Genomic DNA, 15563 nt, shown 5'->3' with positions numbered 1-15563 from the left:
TCAATGACCTCAGTTCCGGGGTCGTAGGTCGGCGAATCGCGGGAATCCGGGGACACCGCTCCACGCATGGACGTCCGATAACCTCGACTCGTCGTACCCGAACACCGACTCGACCCGAGCGATCGGGATGATGCGCGCCGAGTCGTACAGACTGCGCAACATGTCTTCGTACGCTGCGTCCTGTTCGGGCTGACCTTCGGGCGCGGCAAGTGCCCTTGCATGTGCTGCTTCGATATCGGGATCGGATATCTTGAACGGATTGAACGGCGCGCGTGGTGACACGAATTTCGCGTACAAGCTCTCGGGATCGATATCCGGGACAAACGTGTACGTGCTGTTGAACTTACCGGCCAATATGCCAGCAGTATCCTGACCGATCGCGACGGGAACTAGATCGACGTGCACTCCTACCTGCTCGAGCATTGACGCAAGCGCCTCACCTCCCAGTCTGAACCCGCCTTGAACCGGAATCTCCAAACGGATGTCGGTGTAGCCCGAATCCGCAATCAGCCGGCGCGCTCGCTCGGGGTCGTAGGAGTAGCCGATATATCCATCGATGGCGCCGGGCAACCCCGATTCGAGTAGCACGTCCTGTGGGTAGGACCGGCCGAAGTTGACAGCCTTGCCGAAGGCATCTCGGTCGATCGCACGCGCGATTGCCTCACGAACCAGGGGATCTCCCAGGGGCTTTCCCGGGGATGCGTCGAGAATGACCAGCGCCTGAACGTATGCCCGAGCGCTCTCGATTCCCACTCGTCCGTCGACGTCATTCACTTGCGACGCCGACAAGAACCCTCCATCGATGCGGCCGGATCTCAGTGCGTTGGTTCGTGACACATCGTCGCTGATCACGCGACCTGTAACCGTCCGAAAGAGCGGTGCGTGCGGGCCGTTGTACTCGTCGAAAGCACGGTAGACGTACGTGTCGTTCTTCTGGGATGACGCAGCGTCGATTTGGTACGGCCCGGTTCCCGCTGGTGCACCCCCCTCGAGGTCCGCTTGCGTGACATTGGGGCTGACCATCAGGCCCGCGAACGACGCGAGCTGGGTGACCAGGTCAGGTGCCGGTCTCGTTAGATGCAGCACCACCTCGTCCGGCCGGGACACATCGATCCGATCGACGAGTCCGAGTGTCGCGCGGGTTCCCGGCTGGTTCTGCTGCTTGCGGATATTCCATTCGACAGCTTCAGCGTCGAATGGAGTGCCATCCTGGAATTGCACCCCCGGACGCAACGTCATCGCCAGGCTGTCGGAGGATTGCTGCCACTCGGTGGCCAGGCCCGGAATCACTTTTCCCTGCGCGTCGGTGGTCATCAACCCCTCGTATATCAGCGAATACCAGCCGTAGACAAAGGCTCTGGTCTCCGGGTGGGGATCCCACGTGCGCGGACTCGCTGCGTACGAGAAGACAAGTTCGTCGCTCTCACGGGGATCACCACCCAAACTGCAAGCTCCGAGCACCAGAGCCATCAGGCAGATAGAGATCCGCCTCATCCAACCTCGCACCGTGTCCCCTTTCGACATCGCCATCCAATGGCAAAGTCTGCTTCAGTGAGAGGTGCGACACATCACTCACTTGGGGTGATGCACATCGCTCGACAACAGGTGAACAGTCGCCGTCGTGATCTTCCGCCGGGCATAGCGACGATGCGCGCTGACAGCGTGGAACCGTCGCGATGCAGTCCCCCGCCCGTCACGGGCGATGGCACCGATCGATTTCGATCCATCACCGGAGCACCACGACGAAATCGATTGCGCCGACGAGCGTTCCAGTTTCAACAACGCGGTGCTGACGGCGACCGATGCGGGCGCCCTGTCACGCTCGTTTCGTGCGGGTTGGCGTTCCTCGCCGCATCGATCGGATCCAATCCTGTTCCTCAGCCACGTCGTCGTCGCGCCGGGTGGCCAGAACATACGCAATGCCCACTCCTTGAGTCAGACCCGTAGGTACTGCACCTAACTGTGAGCCTCGTCGGCGGTGGCCGAGGAGAAACGGGACCTGCGTGTCAAGGGCTCGTTCGATCATGTTCTGCGTCAACAGGGGTTTCGTTTCGAATTCCACCTCGTCACCGATTCCAGCGGCGCGGCACCGGTCCGAAGGTCCAGGATTCGGGCAGGTACAGCTCCCGGTCGATCACCGCCCGCCCGGCACCGTGGGTGAGGAACGGCCCAACGGGGGTTCTCCACCCGCCCCGTGGTGCCCGAATACTGGCGCAGCGCACCAGCCGAGCGGGTGCCATTCTTCAGGTAAACGGTGTCATCGACGATCAAACACCCCCAGACGGTCCCCAGACGCTCGGCTAGCGTCCACCCGTTCGAGCGGCAACCAACCCGCGACATACTCACGCACCGACTGCGTGGCTCCGCCACGCGAACTGGCCGGAGAACCGCTCATACAACGCATCCAGCTCTCGGTCGTTCAGGGGCCCACCGAGGGCATGGGCAAAGACACTGGATCCTCGCTACTTCAAAACGCCAGTGGTGCTGACACATTCGACGGCCTCCCTCGACAGCTCCTCGGGGGTCCTGGTTTTGACCCCAGAACCGAAACTGCCGTCGCTTCGATTTATGTACCGGCGAGAGAAGTAGCTTCACATGGAACTGGGTGTTCTGATCCTCGGCGACCGCCTGCCCGACCCGCACACTGGGATCCGCAATTCACAGAACGAGCGACTGCGCTCCATCGTCCACAGCTCGGTGGAAGAACTACCGAGGTATCTGTCCGCCGTACGGTCGAGCAGGGTCTGCCACTGATGCTGCCGAGCATCTTCGGTCGACTCGAATCGTGGGGTCCCCTCCGTAGACCTCTACCGCGAACCGATGACCGCGCAGGTCCAGGAACCTCTGGTCGGATCGTGCAGCTACGTCCACGTCGCGGAGTCCGGCGCCACTGCGGCCGCTGTCGACTACGACGAGCTGATCAAGGCAACCGCAATGTGCGGCGGCCCTGCAGAGGCCAAGGACCGGGTGCACGAGGTGAAGACAGTGGTCGACCCGGACATTCACCTCGCGATGTTCGACGTCGATGCACTCCCGCACGACCTTCTCGTCGACACCATGGGCATGTTCCCGGCCGACGTGATGCCTTAGCGCTGAGCGCACCGCTCCGTCGCGATCGATACGATTTGTGCCAGCAAGACTCGAACTGGAGGAGATCCGCGTGGCGCAGACGAACCGAACCGACCGCCAACGCATCGGGGCCAAGGGGCGGCAGACCGAGCAGACGATCAAGGATGCTGCACGCAAGGTCTTCGCGCGCGATGGCTACCTCAATGCCAGGATCACCGACATCGCTGACGAGGCCGGGAAGTCTCCGGCCGCGCTGTACAACTACTTCGACAACAAGCGCGAGATCCTCGAAGTGTTGTTGCAGGACTTCATGGATCTTGTTGTCGACCCGAGCGACGACGCCACACCCGTCAGCAGGTACACCAGGGCTACCCTCAGATCGGATGTCGCCGGCTTCTGGCGTGCATACACAGAATTCCTGCCCGAGTTGGTCGGCGTCCATCACGCGGCGGCAGTGGATTCCGAGTTCGTGCAGGTATGGATGAGTATGCGCGAAGTGGGTGTGCGGAAGATCGCTCGACTCGTCTCGGCGATGCAGGCCAAAGGCTCTGTGGACCAGGATCTGGACCCCTACGTCGCCGCTTCCGCGCTCTCGTCGATGCTCGAGCACAGCTGCTACTTGTGGCTCGGGATGAGCGCACAGGGATCCGGACGGCCGGCTTCCGACGACCAAGCGATCGACACCATCAGTTATCTGTGGTCGCGGTCCCTCGGGATCGGTGACGAAGTGCTCTGATACCGACCCGGTACCGGCCCTCCAACTATGCGAACAGCGACGCCCCCTGGGGACCTCGGGGGCCTTCCGGGCGCGCGGCGGTTCCCGGCGGGCGTCGCACGTCGTAATCAATCACATTTCAATCAGTTTCTGCCAGAAGTATTTTCATGACGCAGACTCGAGATTCGTCGATCACCCCTGAGGTAAGCACCGACCCTGTTGTTCGGGACGGAGGTCGCGCCTTGCGGGATGATCTCGGGCACTTCACGTCGGGTGTGCTGATCGTGACAGGTGCCGTCGGCGGGCAACCGGTGAGCCTCACCTGTCAGTCGTTCTCATCCCTTTCGATCAATCCCCCGATCGTAATGTTCTGCCCCTCGAAGGCATCGACGAGCCGGCAGCCGATCAGGACATCGGGTGCCTGCTGCATCAATGCGCTCGCGGGAGCCAGCTCGAGCTGAGTAACCTCATCGCGCAACGGCGCGATGACCAATTCGGCGATGTCTTCTAGCGCACAGGAAGAACAGGGTCACCACTGATCGAGGGCTCCCTCACGCATATCGAGTGCATTATCGATTCGGTTGTCCCGGGCAGGGACCGCAACATCGTCCCGGGCCTGGTCATGGAAGCCGCCTGGTAGCCGTCGGGTCGCCCGCCGGTATACAACCGCGGCCGGTACGAGCCCCTGACCGATCGTTGTTTGCGCACGAAAGAAATTCTTACGCAATTTGTTTCGCTCAATGCTAGACCCGACCAGGACCTTCGATATCCGACGCGGCAGGTTCCGCCTCACATTCGGGAGGCCCCGTCGAGATCACCGACGCTACGGCACGAACTGCACGCGCAGCGCCTTCTTGTCGATCTTGCCCACTGACGCCTTGTGGATCATCGTGGCCTCCGCAACTGCCGGACGGCGCGACCGCACCGGGACGACCGGCCATCGTCGGCGCACACGCCGGGTCACCACACCAGCGCGTTGCAAGAATCCATCTCTGTCAAACAGAAACGAATGGACAAAGAAGGCGCTGTACAGGCACTATATTGACTTACCGATCGATAGATCGGTCTTGACATCAGCAGCGTCGCAGCGGTTCAATCAGTCCTGGCTCATACCCGGTGAGTCCGGTCACACACTCGAAGGGATGTTCAGCCGATGCTGAGGAAGCCCGAACCGACTCAGGCAATCCACATGGCGACCGAGCATGCCTTCGGCCCACCCGGCGCCCACCGAACTGACTCGCAGCCGGCGCGCGCATGCGGCACGCACATGCGGCACGCAGTCCAGACCAGAGGAGGGCTGTGACCGCCGCGCTCAGAGTGTGCGGCATAGCGGGCAGTCTGCGTCGCCGACGTCATCACCGACTACGTCAAGCAACGATTCCCCCTGAGCTAGGCACCCCGGTATCGCCGACCACCGCCGCGAACACCGCGAGTCCGGCTTGCTCTGAGACTTCAGCCCTGCAAATCGATGACGTTGCGCATCAACCGATTCCGTAGAGCGAAGCTCATGGCGGGGAATCGGTGGTCTTGCACTCCATCAACAGCCGGACGTCTGCGCACCTTCAGCCCAGTCCCGATAGGACGCCATCGCATCCACCCGAATCAATTGTTTGTTCGATAGGACACTCATCGCTATTGTCTGTGATACGGGACTCCCCGCATCGCCTCTTCCACTCGCACCCGGGCACAACCACGCACCTTCGGAGCGGTCGACTGCCGCCCATATCCGAGTGGATCACTCTCTTGCGCAACGTAATAACAAATCATCCCCATCCAGAGCTTCAGCCCACGAGGGTCGAGAGCATCAGCCCGAAGGAATGACTGAATGACCGCAGAGCAGACTGCTGTTCCGATAGTCGCCCAAAGCCGACCCGACAACCGGCGCCGCGCCTGGAGCATGACGGGCCTCGTCGTGTTTCTCTACATCATCAACTATGCCGACAAAGCCGTCCTGGGCATCATCGCCCAGCCGATGGCCCGTGAACTGGGCCTCACCTCCGCCCAGATCGGCATGGTCGGCTCGCTGTTCTTCCTCACCTTCACGATCGGCGGCTTCTTCGCTGGTCCCCTGAACAAGTACCTGACGCTGCGCTGGGCGCTGCTCATCCTCGCCGCAGCATGGTCGGTGGTGATGCTGCCGCTGCTGATCTCGGCATCCCTGGTGACCCTCATCGTGGGTCGGATGCTCTTGGGACTCGCCGAAGGTCCGAGTTCTGCGCTCATGCACACTGCGACCTACTCCTGGCATCCACCGAACAAGCGTGGCCTGCCGGGCGCCTTCCTCATGGCGTCGGGATCCATCGCGAAGATCCTGCTCGCCCCGGTCCTCACGTTCATCACCATCAACTACGGCTGGAAAACCACCGTCGCAGTCTTGACCGTCCTCGGCGTCACATGGATAGTGTGCTGGCTCATCGGTTGGACCGAGGGCCCCTACACGGGGAAGGCACCGGAGGCCGAGGCCGGCGATGCTGACGACGCCGTGGCGAGCGTTCCGTGGCGGAAGATCCTCCTCTCCCGTACATTCGTCAGTTGCGGCGCGCTCACGATCGTCGTCTACGGCCTGTCTACTGTGGTATTGACCTGGCTCCCTTCATACTTCGAACGTGGCCTCGGGTACAGCGCGCTGCAGGCCGGATCGATGCTCGCGATACCCGCCATCGTCACACTCATCCTGTTGATCACCTCGGGATTCGTGACAGACCGACTGATGGGACGTGGCGCGAGCTCCCGCACGGTACGGATCATCGTTCCGTGCATCGGCGTGCTGGTCTGCGGGATTGTTCTGGCGGCGCTGCCCCTCGTCGACGTACCGATGCTGGCGGTTATTGCGTTGTCGATCGGCTACGGTGCCGCCAGCATGGCGTTTCCTCTCATCAACGCGGCCATCTCGGAGCTGTGCCCACCTCAGCAGACGGCCGGCACCATGGGCGCCTTCCTCGCGACCATGGCCATCGGTGGGCTCATTGCGCCGTATGCGACGGGCGTGATCATCGACAACGCCGCCACCCCGACGGCCGGCTACACCCTGGTGTTCCAGGTGATCGGCATCCTCGCCGCCATCGCTGCCGTCGCGGCACTGCTGCTCGCGAATCCGGACCGCGACCGCCGCGCCATCCTGGGCTGATCGTCACCCGTCTGTTGATCCGGGAACCTCTCGCCGACGGAGTTCGCGGTCGACATCTCGACTCTGCCGCCGTGAGCGGATCGGCACATGCGTGGGGCCGGTAGTCGTACGACTACCGGCCCCACGCATGTGCGGCGGATAATCCCGGCAGACCTAGCCCGCCGTGACGACCTCGCGCGCCCAGCGGTAGTCGGCCTTGCCACTGGGGGACCGCCGGATCGACGGAACCACCACCACGGCACGCGGAATCTTGTAGCCCGCAACGTGAACGCGGCAGTGTTCGGCGATCTGGCCGGGGTCGGCGTCGTCGAAGCCGGGCCGCAACTGCACCACCGCTGCGACTCGCTCCCCGTACCGGACGTCGGGGGCACCGGCCACCAGCGCATCCATCACGGCGGGGTGGGTCTTGAGTGCCTGCTCCACCTCTTCGGGGTACACCTTCTCGCCACCGGTGTTGATGCACGTGGATCCCCGACCGAGCAGCAGGATGGTGCCGTCCTCCTCCATCCGACCCATGTCGCCCAGGATCGCCATCCGCACGCCGTCGACCACCGGGAACGTGGCGGCTGTCTTCGCCTCGTCCTTGTAGTACTCGAGCGGCACGTGTCCCCTGCGCGCGATGAAGCCCACGTCGTCGGAGCCCGGCGACATCGGCCGGAACTTCTCGTCGACGAGGATCATGTTGGGGTTGGAGCGGATTCGCTTCGTGCCGTCCTCGCCGAACTCGACGATGCCGTCGTGACCGGTCTCGGACGCGCCGAATGCGTCCTTGATCGTCAGACCCGGGATCATCTCGCGCAGTTCGTCCTTGAGCTTCGGGGAGAACAGCGCACCACCCGAGCCCATCATCTTCAACGAACTCAGGTCGTGGCCCGCCCCGTGTTCGCGGATGGCGTCGGCGATCGGGCGCGCGATGGCGTCGCCGACGACCGTGATGCCCGCGAGCTGCTCGGCCTCGACCAGACGCGGCACGTCGGCCGGGTCGAACGTACGGGTGAGGACGCGCCGCTCGCCCATGAGGAAGGCGATGAGGAGCGAATAGATGGCCGCCCCGTGCATCAGCGGCGGAATCAACAGGTACGCAGAGGGTTCGGTGTTGGCGGTGGCGCCGGCCACCACCTCCTCGAGCGAACGTCGGGGGGCGCCGCCGACGTTTCCACCACACAGCGCCGCGAAGTAGAAGTCCTCGTGCCGCCACACCACGCCCTTCGGCATCCCCGTGGTGCCGCCCGTGTAGATCACGAAGTGGTCGTCCGAACTGCGCGGTCCGAAGCCCCGGGTGTCGGGCTGCGCGGCGAGGGCGTCCTCGTAGTCGACCACCGTCACGGACTCGAAACCGGCCGGCAGCCCGTCGTGCTCGCCGACCACGACGACGTGCCCGATGCCCGGGCACTGCGGCAGAGCCACGCCCGCGGTCGCGAGGTACTCGTTCTCGACGATGAGCGCGACACTGTCGGAGTTGCTGTACAGGTACACCAGTTCGGCGTCGGTGTACCGGAAGTTGACGTTGATCGGCACCGCGCGGATCTTCATGCAGGCCAGCAGGGCCTCCACGTATTCCATCCGGTTCCGCATATGGACCGCCACGTGCTGCCCGGGCTGCACTCCCACCGACTCGAGGTGGTGCGCGAGCCGGTTGGCCCGGCGGTCGAGCTCGGCGTAGGTCCGGCGTTCGTCCCCACACACCACCGGCACCCGGTCCGGAATCGCATCCGCGACCGCTTCGTACAGGTCGGCGATGTTCAGCGTCACGTAAGTCCATCCTCACTTCGGCAGGCCCGGATCGCGGGTCAATTGTTCGCGAAGCTAACACAATCGGGTGTTTGTTGGGACCAAAATCGTTGTGCCGGTTTCGCGTCAAGATCCTGTCAGGAACGCGGCCGTCCCCTTGCGGGGGTTGAACAGGCGAGTAAGACTTTGAACATGTGTTCAGCCATGGCTGTTCCGTCCGACCGGGACCTCAACACCCGCGCCCGGATCCGCGATGCCGCGATCCGCGTGTTCGGTGAACAGGGGTTCGACGCCGGGATCCGCACCGTCGCGACCGCGGCGGGGGTCTCGCCCGGCCTGGTGAACCACCATTTCGGCTCCAAACAGGGCCTACGGGCGGTGTGCGACGAGGAGGTCCTCGGCATCATCATCGCCGAGAAGACGGATGTGCTGACGGCGTCCAGTCCGGCGCGCATGCTCTCCTCGTTGTCGGAGCTCGAGCGGTACGCGCCCCTGGTGGCGTACCTCGTACGCAGCTTCCAGGCCGGGGGGCGGCTCGCGACGTCACTGTTCGAGCACATGGTTGCGGGCGTCGAGGCGTATCTCGAGGCGGCGGTCGCCGAGGGGCGGGTGCGCGCAAGTCGCGACCCGACCGCACGCGCACGCTACCTCACCATGAACAGTCTCGGGTCGACCCTGCTCTACCTGCAGATGCGGTCCGACGATGACCGGTCCACGGACTACGCCCGCGCGATCCGCGACATGACGGACGAGATCATGCTGCCGGGCCTCGAGGTCTACACCGAGGGACTGTTCGTCGATTCGTCGATGCTCGACGCCTACACCGGCGTCCACCCCGACCCCGACCCGGGCTGAAGGGACCCCTCGTGCGCCCGCAGCGCGTAAAGGGACCCTTCAGCCGATCCGTTGCCCCACATTCCGTCTCCCGAGGAGAAGGCATGACCAACATCATCGAAATCGACAAGCTCGTGAAGACGTTCGGCGCCACCCGCGCCCTCGACGGGTTCGATCTCACGGTCAGCGAGGGCGAGGTGCACGGTTTCCTCGGCCCCAACGGCGCCGGGAAGTCCACCACCATCCGGGTTCTCCTCGGACTCCTCCGCGCCGACGGCGGGACGACGAGACTGCTGGGCCGCGACCCGTGGCGGGACGCGGTGGAACTGCACCGCGAGATCGCCTACGTACCCGGCGATGTCACGCTCTGGCCGTCGTTGACGGGCGGCGAGATCATCGACCTGCTCGCGCGGATGCGCGGTGGCCTCGACACCGCACGCCGGGCCGACCTGATCGAACGGTTCGACCTGGACCCGCGGAAGAAGGCGCGCACCTACTCCAAGGGCAACCGGCAGAAGGTCGCCGTGATCTCGGCATTCTCGTCACACGCCCGGCTGCTGCTGCTGGACGAGCCCACGTCGGGCCTGGATCCGTTGATGGAGAAGATCTTCCGTGACTGCATCGCCGAGGCAGGCGCGCGCGGCGTGACCGTACTGTTGTCGAGCCACATCCTGTCGGAGGTGGAGGCGCTGTGCCAGAAGGTCACCATCATCCGGTCCGGCAGGACGGTCGAGAGCGGCACGATCGACTCGATGCGTCATCTCAGCCGCACGTCGATCACCGCCGAACTCACCGCCGATCCGGGCGACCTGGCCGCCATTCCCGGGGTCGCGGACATTCGATTCGACGGCCGCACCCTGCACTGTCAGGTGGATGCGGACGCCCTGGGGACGCTGATTCGCACGCTCGGCGACATCGGGGTGCGGAGTCTGGTCAGCACGCCCCCGACGCTCGAGGAACTGTTCCTGCGGCACTACGAGCTGACGGAGGAGGTGCGGGTATGACCACCACCGCCGCGCCGGTCACGTCGGTCCGGACGGATCGACGGTCGCCCGCCCATTTTGCCGGGACCGGCGCACTGCTACGCCTGTGCCTGCGACGTGACCGGCTGATCCTGCCGGCGTGGTCGATCACGATCGGTCTGCTGCCGATCGTGTACGGCAAGGCCATCGCCGGGCTGTACACCACCGACGCCGCCCGCACCGCGTTCGCGGAGTCGACCGCGGCCCTGAAGTCCGAAATCGCCTTGGTAGGACCGATCTTCGGCTCGAGCGTGGGGGCCCTGACCACGTGGCGCGCCGGTTACCTGTTCACGTTCCTGGCCGTCGCCGTGATCCTCACCGTCGTCCGGCACACCCGCACGGAGGAAGAGACCGGCCGTACCGAACTACTCGACTCCACGTCCATCGGCCGGTACGCGGGCCTCACCGCCGCGCTGCTCGTCGCGGGTATCGGCGCCACGATCAGCGCGCTCGTCGGCACCCTCGGTCTGATCGGTATCGGTACCGGCGCAACGGGTTCCATCGCATTCGGCGCCGCGGTGCTCGGCGCCGGTGCGGTGTTCGCCGGGGTCGCCGGTGTGGCCGCCCAGGTGAGCACCGGGGCACGGCTCGCGCGCGGCATCGCCTTCGCCGTCCTCGCGCTCGCCTTCCTGCTCCGCGCGGTGGGCGACGCCACCTCCGGGACGCTGTCGTGGCTGTCCCCCATCGGCTGGGCCCAGCAGGTGCGGCCGTACGCCGACGAACGCTGGTGGGTGCTGCTGCTACCGGCGGTCACGACCGTCGTACTCGTCGCCGTCGCGTACCGCCTCCTGTCCCGACGCGACCTCGGCGCCGGTCTGATCGCCGAACGGCCCGGGCCTGCGGCATCACCGCCGTCGCTGGCCGGCCCCGTCGGGCTCGCGTGGCGCACGCAGCGCGGGTCGATGATCGCCTGGACGGTGGGCCTGACCGTGTTCGCACTCGTGATCGGCGGCGCCGCACACGGTGTCAGCGATCAGCTGGGCGACAGCGAGCTCATCACCCAGGTCCTGGCGCGGCTCGGTGGGCCGTCGGCGCTCGAGGACTCGTTCATCGCGATGGCCTTCACGATCCTGGGGCTGGTATCCAGCGCCTACACCGTCTCCGCGACACTGCAACTGCACGACGAGGAGGAGTCGGGCCGGGCAGAGTCGATCCTCGCCGCGTCGATCGGGCGGGACCGGTGGGCGATGAGCCACATCCTGTTCGCGCTGATCGGCCCCGCCGTCGCGCTCACCGTCGCCGGACTGGCGGCCGGTTTCGCGTACGGCGCGTCGGTGGACGACATCGGTGGCGAGGTTCCCCGGATCCTGGGCGCCGCTCTGGTGCAGCTGCCCGCCGTCTGGCTGGTCACCGGCATCACCGTCGCACTGTTCGGGGTGCTGCCGCGCTTCGCACCCGCGGCCTGGGCGGTGTTCGGGACGTTGATGGCGCTGTACGTGTTCGGGATGGTCGCCGATCTGCCACAGCCCCTGCTCGACGTCGTCCCGTTCACCCACCTCCCCAAGCTGCCTGGCGGCGAGTTCCAGGCCGCCCCGATCGTCTGGTTGCTGCTGATTGCCGCGGCACTCCTGTTCGCCGGACTGGCCGCGTTACGCCGCCGGGACCTCCGCTGATCAACCCCTGAACGGGAATGCACGGCGCACTTTCGAGACCGAACCGTGCCGTGAATTCCCGTTCAGGGGTTCGCAGGGGGTTTCTAGACTCGGGTTATGACAGCTTCGCGCGCGTCAGACGAGGTCGTGGACTGGTCCAAGATCGAGGAGCGGGCGCCGTCGGTCGCCCGGATGTTCACCGATCGGGTGGCCGCATCCCCGCAGTCGGAGGCCTTCCGATTCCCCGGTCCGGGCGGTGCGGGCTGGACGAGCGTGACGTGGGCCGACGTCGGCAAGCGGGTGCGCGCGCTGGCGGCCGGGCTGATCGCGCTGGGCGTCGAGTCGGAGCAGCGCGTCGCGTTGGCGTCGATGACCCGGTACGAGTGGGTGCTCGCCGACCTGGCGGTGATGTGCGCGGGTGCCGCGACCACCACCGTGTACCCGACGACCACGGCGTCCGACGTCGCCTTCATCATCGCGAACTCGGGCAGCCGGGTCGTGGTCGCCGAGGACGAGGCCCAGCTCGCGAAGCTGCGCGAGCACCGCGCCGAGATCCCCGACGTGCAGCGCGTGGTGCTCGTCGACGGCACCGCACCCGCGGACGACGAGTGGGTGGTCGGGTTCGACGACCTCGCCGCCCTCGGCGAGCGCCTGCTGGCCGAGCGGCCCGACGCCGTCGACGAGCGGATCGCCGGGATCTCGCCGGACAGCCTCGCGACACTGATCTACACCTCCGGCACCACCGGTCGACCGAAGGGCGTGCGGTTGCCGCACTCGGCGTGGACGTACGAGGCCGCCGCGATCGACGCGGTCGGGATCCTCGACGCCGACGACCTGCAATACCTGTGGCTGCCGCTGTCGCACGTGTTCGGCAAGATCCTGCTGACGCTGCCGCTGCAGATCGGATTCGCGACCGCCGTGGACGGACACGTCGACAAGATCGTCGACAACCTCGCCGTGGTCCGGCCGACGTTCATGGGCGCCGCGCCACGCATCTTCGAGAAGGCATACGCGCGCATCGTCGGCACGGTGAAAGCCGAAGGCGGCGTGAAGGAGAAGATCTTCGACTGGGCGATCGGCGTGGGGCTGGCGATGTCGAAGACACGGCAGGCCGGCAAGACACCGTCGACGATGCAGAAGGCGCAGTACGCCCTCGCCGACCGGCTGGTGTTCCAGAAGATCCGGGACCGGTTCGGCGGACGCTTGAAGTTCTTCATCTCCGGCTCGGCGGCGCTGGATCACGATGTGGCGCAATGGTTCGACGCCGTCGGCATCGTCGTCCTCGAGGGCTACGGGCTGTCCGAGACCAGTGCCGCGTCGCTCGTGGCCCGGCCGACGGCGTACCGGTTCGGCACGGTGGGTTGGCCCATCCCGGGCACCGACGTGAAGATCGCGGAGGACGGCGAGATCCTGATCAAGGGTCCGGGAGTGATGAGCGGCTACCACGACAATCCGGACGCCACCGCCGAGTCCCTCAGCAGCGACGGATGGTTCCACACCGGTGATATCGGCACGATCGACGCCGACGGGTTCCTGCGGATCACCGACCGCAAGAAGGACATGTTCAAGACGTCCAACGGCAAGTACGTCGCACCGTCCGCGATCGCGGCCACGTTCAAGGGCATCTGCCCGTATGTCGGGGAGATCATCGTCCACGGGGAGGGCAAGTCGTACTGCGTCGCCCTCATCAGTCTCGACGGCGAGGCGATCGCCGAATGGGCCCAGGAGAACGGCATGGGCGATCGGCCGATGCGCGAGGTCGCCGCGGCGGCACCGACCATCGCGATGATGAGTGCCTACATCGACCAACTCAACACCGGGCTCAACCGGTGGGAGCAGATCAAGCGGTTCACCATCCTCGAACGCGAACTGACCATCGAGAACGGCGAGATCACGCCCAGCATGAAGCTCAAGCGCAAGAAGGTCGTCGACAACTTCGCCGACCGGATCACCGACCTGTACGCCTGAGCCCGTCGATCAGATCCCGGCCGGAACGGGGACGTGCGTTCGCATCCAGTCCAACCCGCGCCCCAGCGCCGACTCCGGGCCCTCGTCGTCGATCGCCGGACCCAGCAGCTCGAGATCCACCAGCCCCGCGTAACCCAACTCGCGCACCTCCCGCACCAGCCGATCCAGCGGGATGTGCCCGTCGCCGGGCACCCAGCGGTTCGGCACCGACGTGACCTCGACCCGGTGGTCGCCGAGCTGGACGAGGTGAATCGCATCGAGGTTGTCGGCGAGGGTCCGCATCAGACCCCGTTCCTGCCAGGCCGAGTGGAGCCGTGTCCCAGCCCTGGGCGCCCAGGGTGGCGGCCAGGACGCCGAAACGCCGGGCGCCGATCCGATCGAGCATCGCGAGCGAATCGCCGAGTGGCCACCCGGCCGTCGCGGCGAGGCAGACGCTCAGTGCGGGCCCACCGGCAGTCGTCGTGTGGTCCACGTATTCTCCTGTTGCCGTGCAGATGTCGAGTTCATCGTCTGCCCGTTCGCGACGGTAGCAAATGTTCGGTACGAGACCTAGGTTCGTTCCCGTTGCGGGCCGCTCTAGTCTGGACCCATGTCCGCACCACAGCGCCCCACGTTCGGGCAGTACGTCGGGTACCTCTTCGGCCGGACGCTGCCCGACGAGTACCAGGACTGGGTGCGCCAGGACCTGGTCGGTCCGGGCGCGTCGGTGCGCTACCTCATCCGGTTCACGCTGCCGATCCTGCCGATCCTCGCGCTGTTCCTGCTGATCCCCGGCCCCGTGTGGGTGCCGCTGGCGATGATGGCGCTGCTGTTCCTGCCGCTGGTCTACTTCGCGATCGCATTGATGCAGGTGTACCGCCGGCATCGCCTGCACAGCCACGGCCTGGACCCCGAGCTGGTCGCCGAGAAGGCGCAGCGTCGCGCCGACCGGGTCCGTGACGACTACGAGCGCCGCCACGGGCGCGGCTGACCTCCACAAGCTACCGACCGGTCAATTATGGTGGACGCGCGAACCGACGAAGGGAAGAAACCATGAGTGAGCAGGTAGCGACCGCCGATCTGGCCGACGAGATCGGACCGGACATTCGCAGCTGCGACACCCAGTTCATCCAGTTCGGTGCCCGGGCCGCGTTCTCCGGCCCGATCACCACCATCAAGTGCTTCCAGGACAACCTGCTGGTGAAGCAGACCCTGAGCGAGCCCGGCAACGGCGGCGTCCTGGTGGTCGACGGCGACGCGAGCGTGCACACCGCCCTCGTCGGCGACATCATCGCCGGGCGCGGCGTCTCCAACGGCTGGGCCGGCGTCATCGTCAACGGCGCAGTCCGCGACTCCGCGATCCTGCGCACCCTCGACATCGGCATCAAGGCCCTCGGCACCAATCCGCGCAAGAGCACCCAGACCGGCTCCGGCGAGAAGAACGTTCCCGTCTCCTTCGGCGGCGTCACCTTCAACCCGGGCGAGACGGTCTACAGCGACGACGACGGCGTCGTCGTCCGGTAAGT

14 protein-coding genes and 1 pseudogene are annotated in these 15563 nt (G+C 65.7%); 10 read left to right on the top strand and 5 right to left on the bottom strand.

Going from position 1 to position 15563, the window contains the following annotated elements; translation table 11 throughout:
• Nucleotides 1–9 precede the first annotated feature (9 nt).
• Both HUN07_RS00505 and HUN07_RS00495 read right to left on the bottom strand, forming a co-directional pair.
• On the bottom strand, nt 10–1314 hold the full coding sequence (locus tag HUN07_RS00505) for an ABC transporter substrate-binding protein (RefSeq protein ID WP_174907282.1): 1305 nt from the start codon (nt 1312–1314) through the stop codon (nt 10–12).
• A 568-nt stretch (nt 1315–1882) separates the two neighbouring features.
• Nucleotides 1883–2423 (bottom strand): annotated as a pseudogene (locus tag HUN07_RS00495) (transposase); the annotation flags it as partial.
• 397 nt (nt 2424–2820) lie between these two features.
• On the opposite strand from HUN07_RS00495, the gene HUN07_RS00490 reads away from it, so the two are divergent.
• From HUN07_RS00490 to HUN07_RS27335, 3 genes are all read left to right on the top strand, one after another.
• On the top strand, nt 2821–3090 hold the full coding sequence (locus HUN07_RS00490; protein WP_174907280.1) for a hypothetical protein: 270 nt from the start codon (nt 2821–2823) through the stop codon (nt 3088–3090).
• 70 nt (nt 3091–3160) lie between these two features.
• Entirely contained in the window at nt 3161–3805 is a 645-nt protein-coding gene (locus HUN07_RS00485; protein WP_174907279.1) for a TetR/AcrR family transcriptional regulator, read from the top strand.
• Between the two features lie 146 nt (nt 3806–3951).
• The gene (locus HUN07_RS27335; protein ID WP_174907276.1) at nt 3952–4245 is read left to right on the top strand and encodes a flavin reductase family protein; all 294 of its coding nucleotides are present in this window, start codon (nt 3952–3954) and stop codon (nt 4243–4245) included.
• Nucleotides 4246–4607: 362 nt separating this feature from the next.
• On the opposite strand, the gene HUN07_RS00475 is transcribed toward HUN07_RS27335, so the two are convergent.
• Nucleotides 4608–4766 (bottom strand): hypothetical protein, encoded by a 159-nt coding sequence (locus HUN07_RS00475; protein ID WP_174907274.1) that lies wholly within the window; start codon nt 4764–4766, stop codon nt 4608–4610.
• An 843-nt stretch (nt 4767–5609) separates the two neighbouring features.
• Here HUN07_RS00475 and HUN07_RS00470 point away from each other — a divergent pair.
• A complete protein-coding gene (locus HUN07_RS00470) occupies nt 5610–6911 on the top strand; it encodes an MFS transporter (RefSeq protein ID WP_254622705.1) in 1302 nt (433 codons plus the stop codon).
• A gap of 153 nt (nt 6912–7064) precedes the next feature.
• Here the strand turns inward: HUN07_RS00470 and HUN07_RS00465 are convergent, their stop codons facing one another.
• The gene (locus HUN07_RS00465; protein ID WP_174907272.1) at nt 7065–8663 is read right to left on the bottom strand and encodes an acyl-CoA synthetase; all 1599 of its coding nucleotides are present in this window, start codon (nt 8661–8663) and stop codon (nt 7065–7067) included.
• Nucleotides 8664–8846: 183 nt separating this feature from the next.
• On the opposite strand from HUN07_RS00465, the gene HUN07_RS00460 reads away from it, so the two are divergent.
• The 4 genes from HUN07_RS00460 (at nt 8847) to HUN07_RS00445 (ending at nt 14058) form a co-directional block, all read left to right on the top strand.
• Nucleotides 8847–9497 (top strand): TetR/AcrR family transcriptional regulator, encoded by a 651-nt coding sequence (locus HUN07_RS00460; RefSeq protein ID WP_174907271.1) that lies wholly within the window; start codon nt 8847–8849, stop codon nt 9495–9497.
• A gap of 83 nt (nt 9498–9580) precedes the next feature.
• Complete coding sequence (locus tag HUN07_RS00455; protein ID WP_174907269.1) at nt 9581–10480, top strand: ABC transporter ATP-binding protein; 900 nt, start codon at nt 9581–9583, stop codon at nt 10478–10480.
• Nucleotides 10477–12111, top strand: coding sequence for an ABC transporter permease (locus HUN07_RS00450; protein ID WP_174907267.1), 1635 nt, complete (start codon nt 10477–10479; stop codon nt 12109–12111). The genes HUN07_RS00455 and HUN07_RS00450 overlap by 4 nt, the downstream gene beginning before the upstream one ends.
• Before the next feature lie 96 nt (nt 12112–12207).
• Nucleotides 12208–14058 carry an AMP-dependent synthetase/ligase gene (locus tag HUN07_RS00445; protein WP_174907265.1) on the top strand — a complete coding sequence of 617 codons (1851 nt, stop codon included), beginning with the start codon at nt 12208–12210 and terminating at the stop codon, nt 14056–14058.
• 9 nt (nt 14059–14067) lie between these two features.
• On the opposite strand, the gene HUN07_RS00440 is transcribed toward HUN07_RS00445, so the two are convergent.
• Nucleotides 14068–14340, bottom strand: a complete 273-nt coding sequence (locus HUN07_RS00440) for a TIM barrel protein (RefSeq protein WP_174907263.1) — start codon at nt 14338–14340, stop codon at nt 14068–14070.
• 307 nt (nt 14341–14647) lie between these two features.
• Here HUN07_RS00440 and HUN07_RS00435 point away from each other — a divergent pair, with 307 nt between their 5' ends.
• Both HUN07_RS00435 and rraA read left to right on the top strand, forming a co-directional pair.
• Entirely contained in the window at nt 14648–15028 is a 381-nt protein-coding gene (locus tag HUN07_RS00435) for a DUF5313 family protein (protein WP_114720494.1), read from the top strand.
• Nucleotides 15029–15090: 62 nt separating this feature from the next.
• Nucleotides 15091–15561, top strand: coding sequence for a ribonuclease E activity regulator RraA (rraA, locus tag HUN07_RS00430; RefSeq protein ID WP_114720402.1), 471 nt, complete (start codon nt 15091–15093; stop codon nt 15559–15561).
• The last annotated feature ends 2 nt before the right edge of the window (nt 15562–15563 follow it).

The sequence above is a fragment of the Rhodococcus sp. W8901 genome, assembly GCF_013348805.1.
Lineage (GTDB): Bacteria > Actinomycetota > Actinomycetes > Mycobacteriales > Mycobacteriaceae > Prescottella.
The sequence above is the reverse complement of the archived record's forward strand: the minus strand, read 5'-3'. Positions and strand labels throughout refer to the sequence as shown.

Excerpts from the sequence above, each read along its gene's own strand:
- HUN07_RS00450 (WP_174907267.1), top strand. The coding sequence starts at position 10,477 with ATGACCACCACCGCCGCGCCGGTCACGTCGGTCCGGACGGATCGACGG.
- HUN07_RS00460 (WP_174907271.1), top strand. The coding sequence starts at position 8,847 with ATGGCTGTTCCGTCCGACCGGGACCTCAACACCCGCGCCCGGATCCGC.
- HUN07_RS00440 (WP_174907263.1), bottom strand. The coding sequence starts at position 14,340 with ATGCGGACCCTCGCCGACAACCTCGATGCGATTCACCTCGTCCAGCTC.
- HUN07_RS00470 (WP_254622705.1), top strand. The coding sequence starts at position 5,610 with ATGACCGCAGAGCAGACTGCTGTTCCGATAGTCGCCCAAAGCCGACCC.
- rraA (WP_114720402.1), top strand. The coding sequence starts at position 15,091 with ATGAGTGAGCAGGTAGCGACCGCCGATCTGGCCGACGAGATCGGACCG.
- HUN07_RS00490 (WP_174907280.1), top strand. The coding sequence starts at position 2,821 with ATGACCGCGCAGGTCCAGGAACCTCTGGTCGGATCGTGCAGCTACGTC.
- HUN07_RS00505 (WP_174907282.1), bottom strand. The coding sequence starts at position 1,314 with ATGACCACCGACGCGCAGGGAAAAGTGATTCCGGGCCTGGCCACCGAG.
- HUN07_RS00455 (WP_174907269.1), top strand. The coding sequence starts at position 9,581 with ATGACCAACATCATCGAAATCGACAAGCTCGTGAAGACGTTCGGCGCC.
- HUN07_RS00445 (WP_174907265.1), top strand. The coding sequence starts at position 12,208 with ATGACAGCTTCGCGCGCGTCAGACGAGGTCGTGGACTGGTCCAAGATC.
- HUN07_RS00435 (WP_114720494.1), top strand. The coding sequence starts at position 14,648 with ATGTCCGCACCACAGCGCCCCACGTTCGGGCAGTACGTCGGGTACCTC.
- HUN07_RS27335 (WP_174907276.1), top strand. The coding sequence starts at position 3,952 with ATGACGCAGACTCGAGATTCGTCGATCACCCCTGAGGTAAGCACCGAC.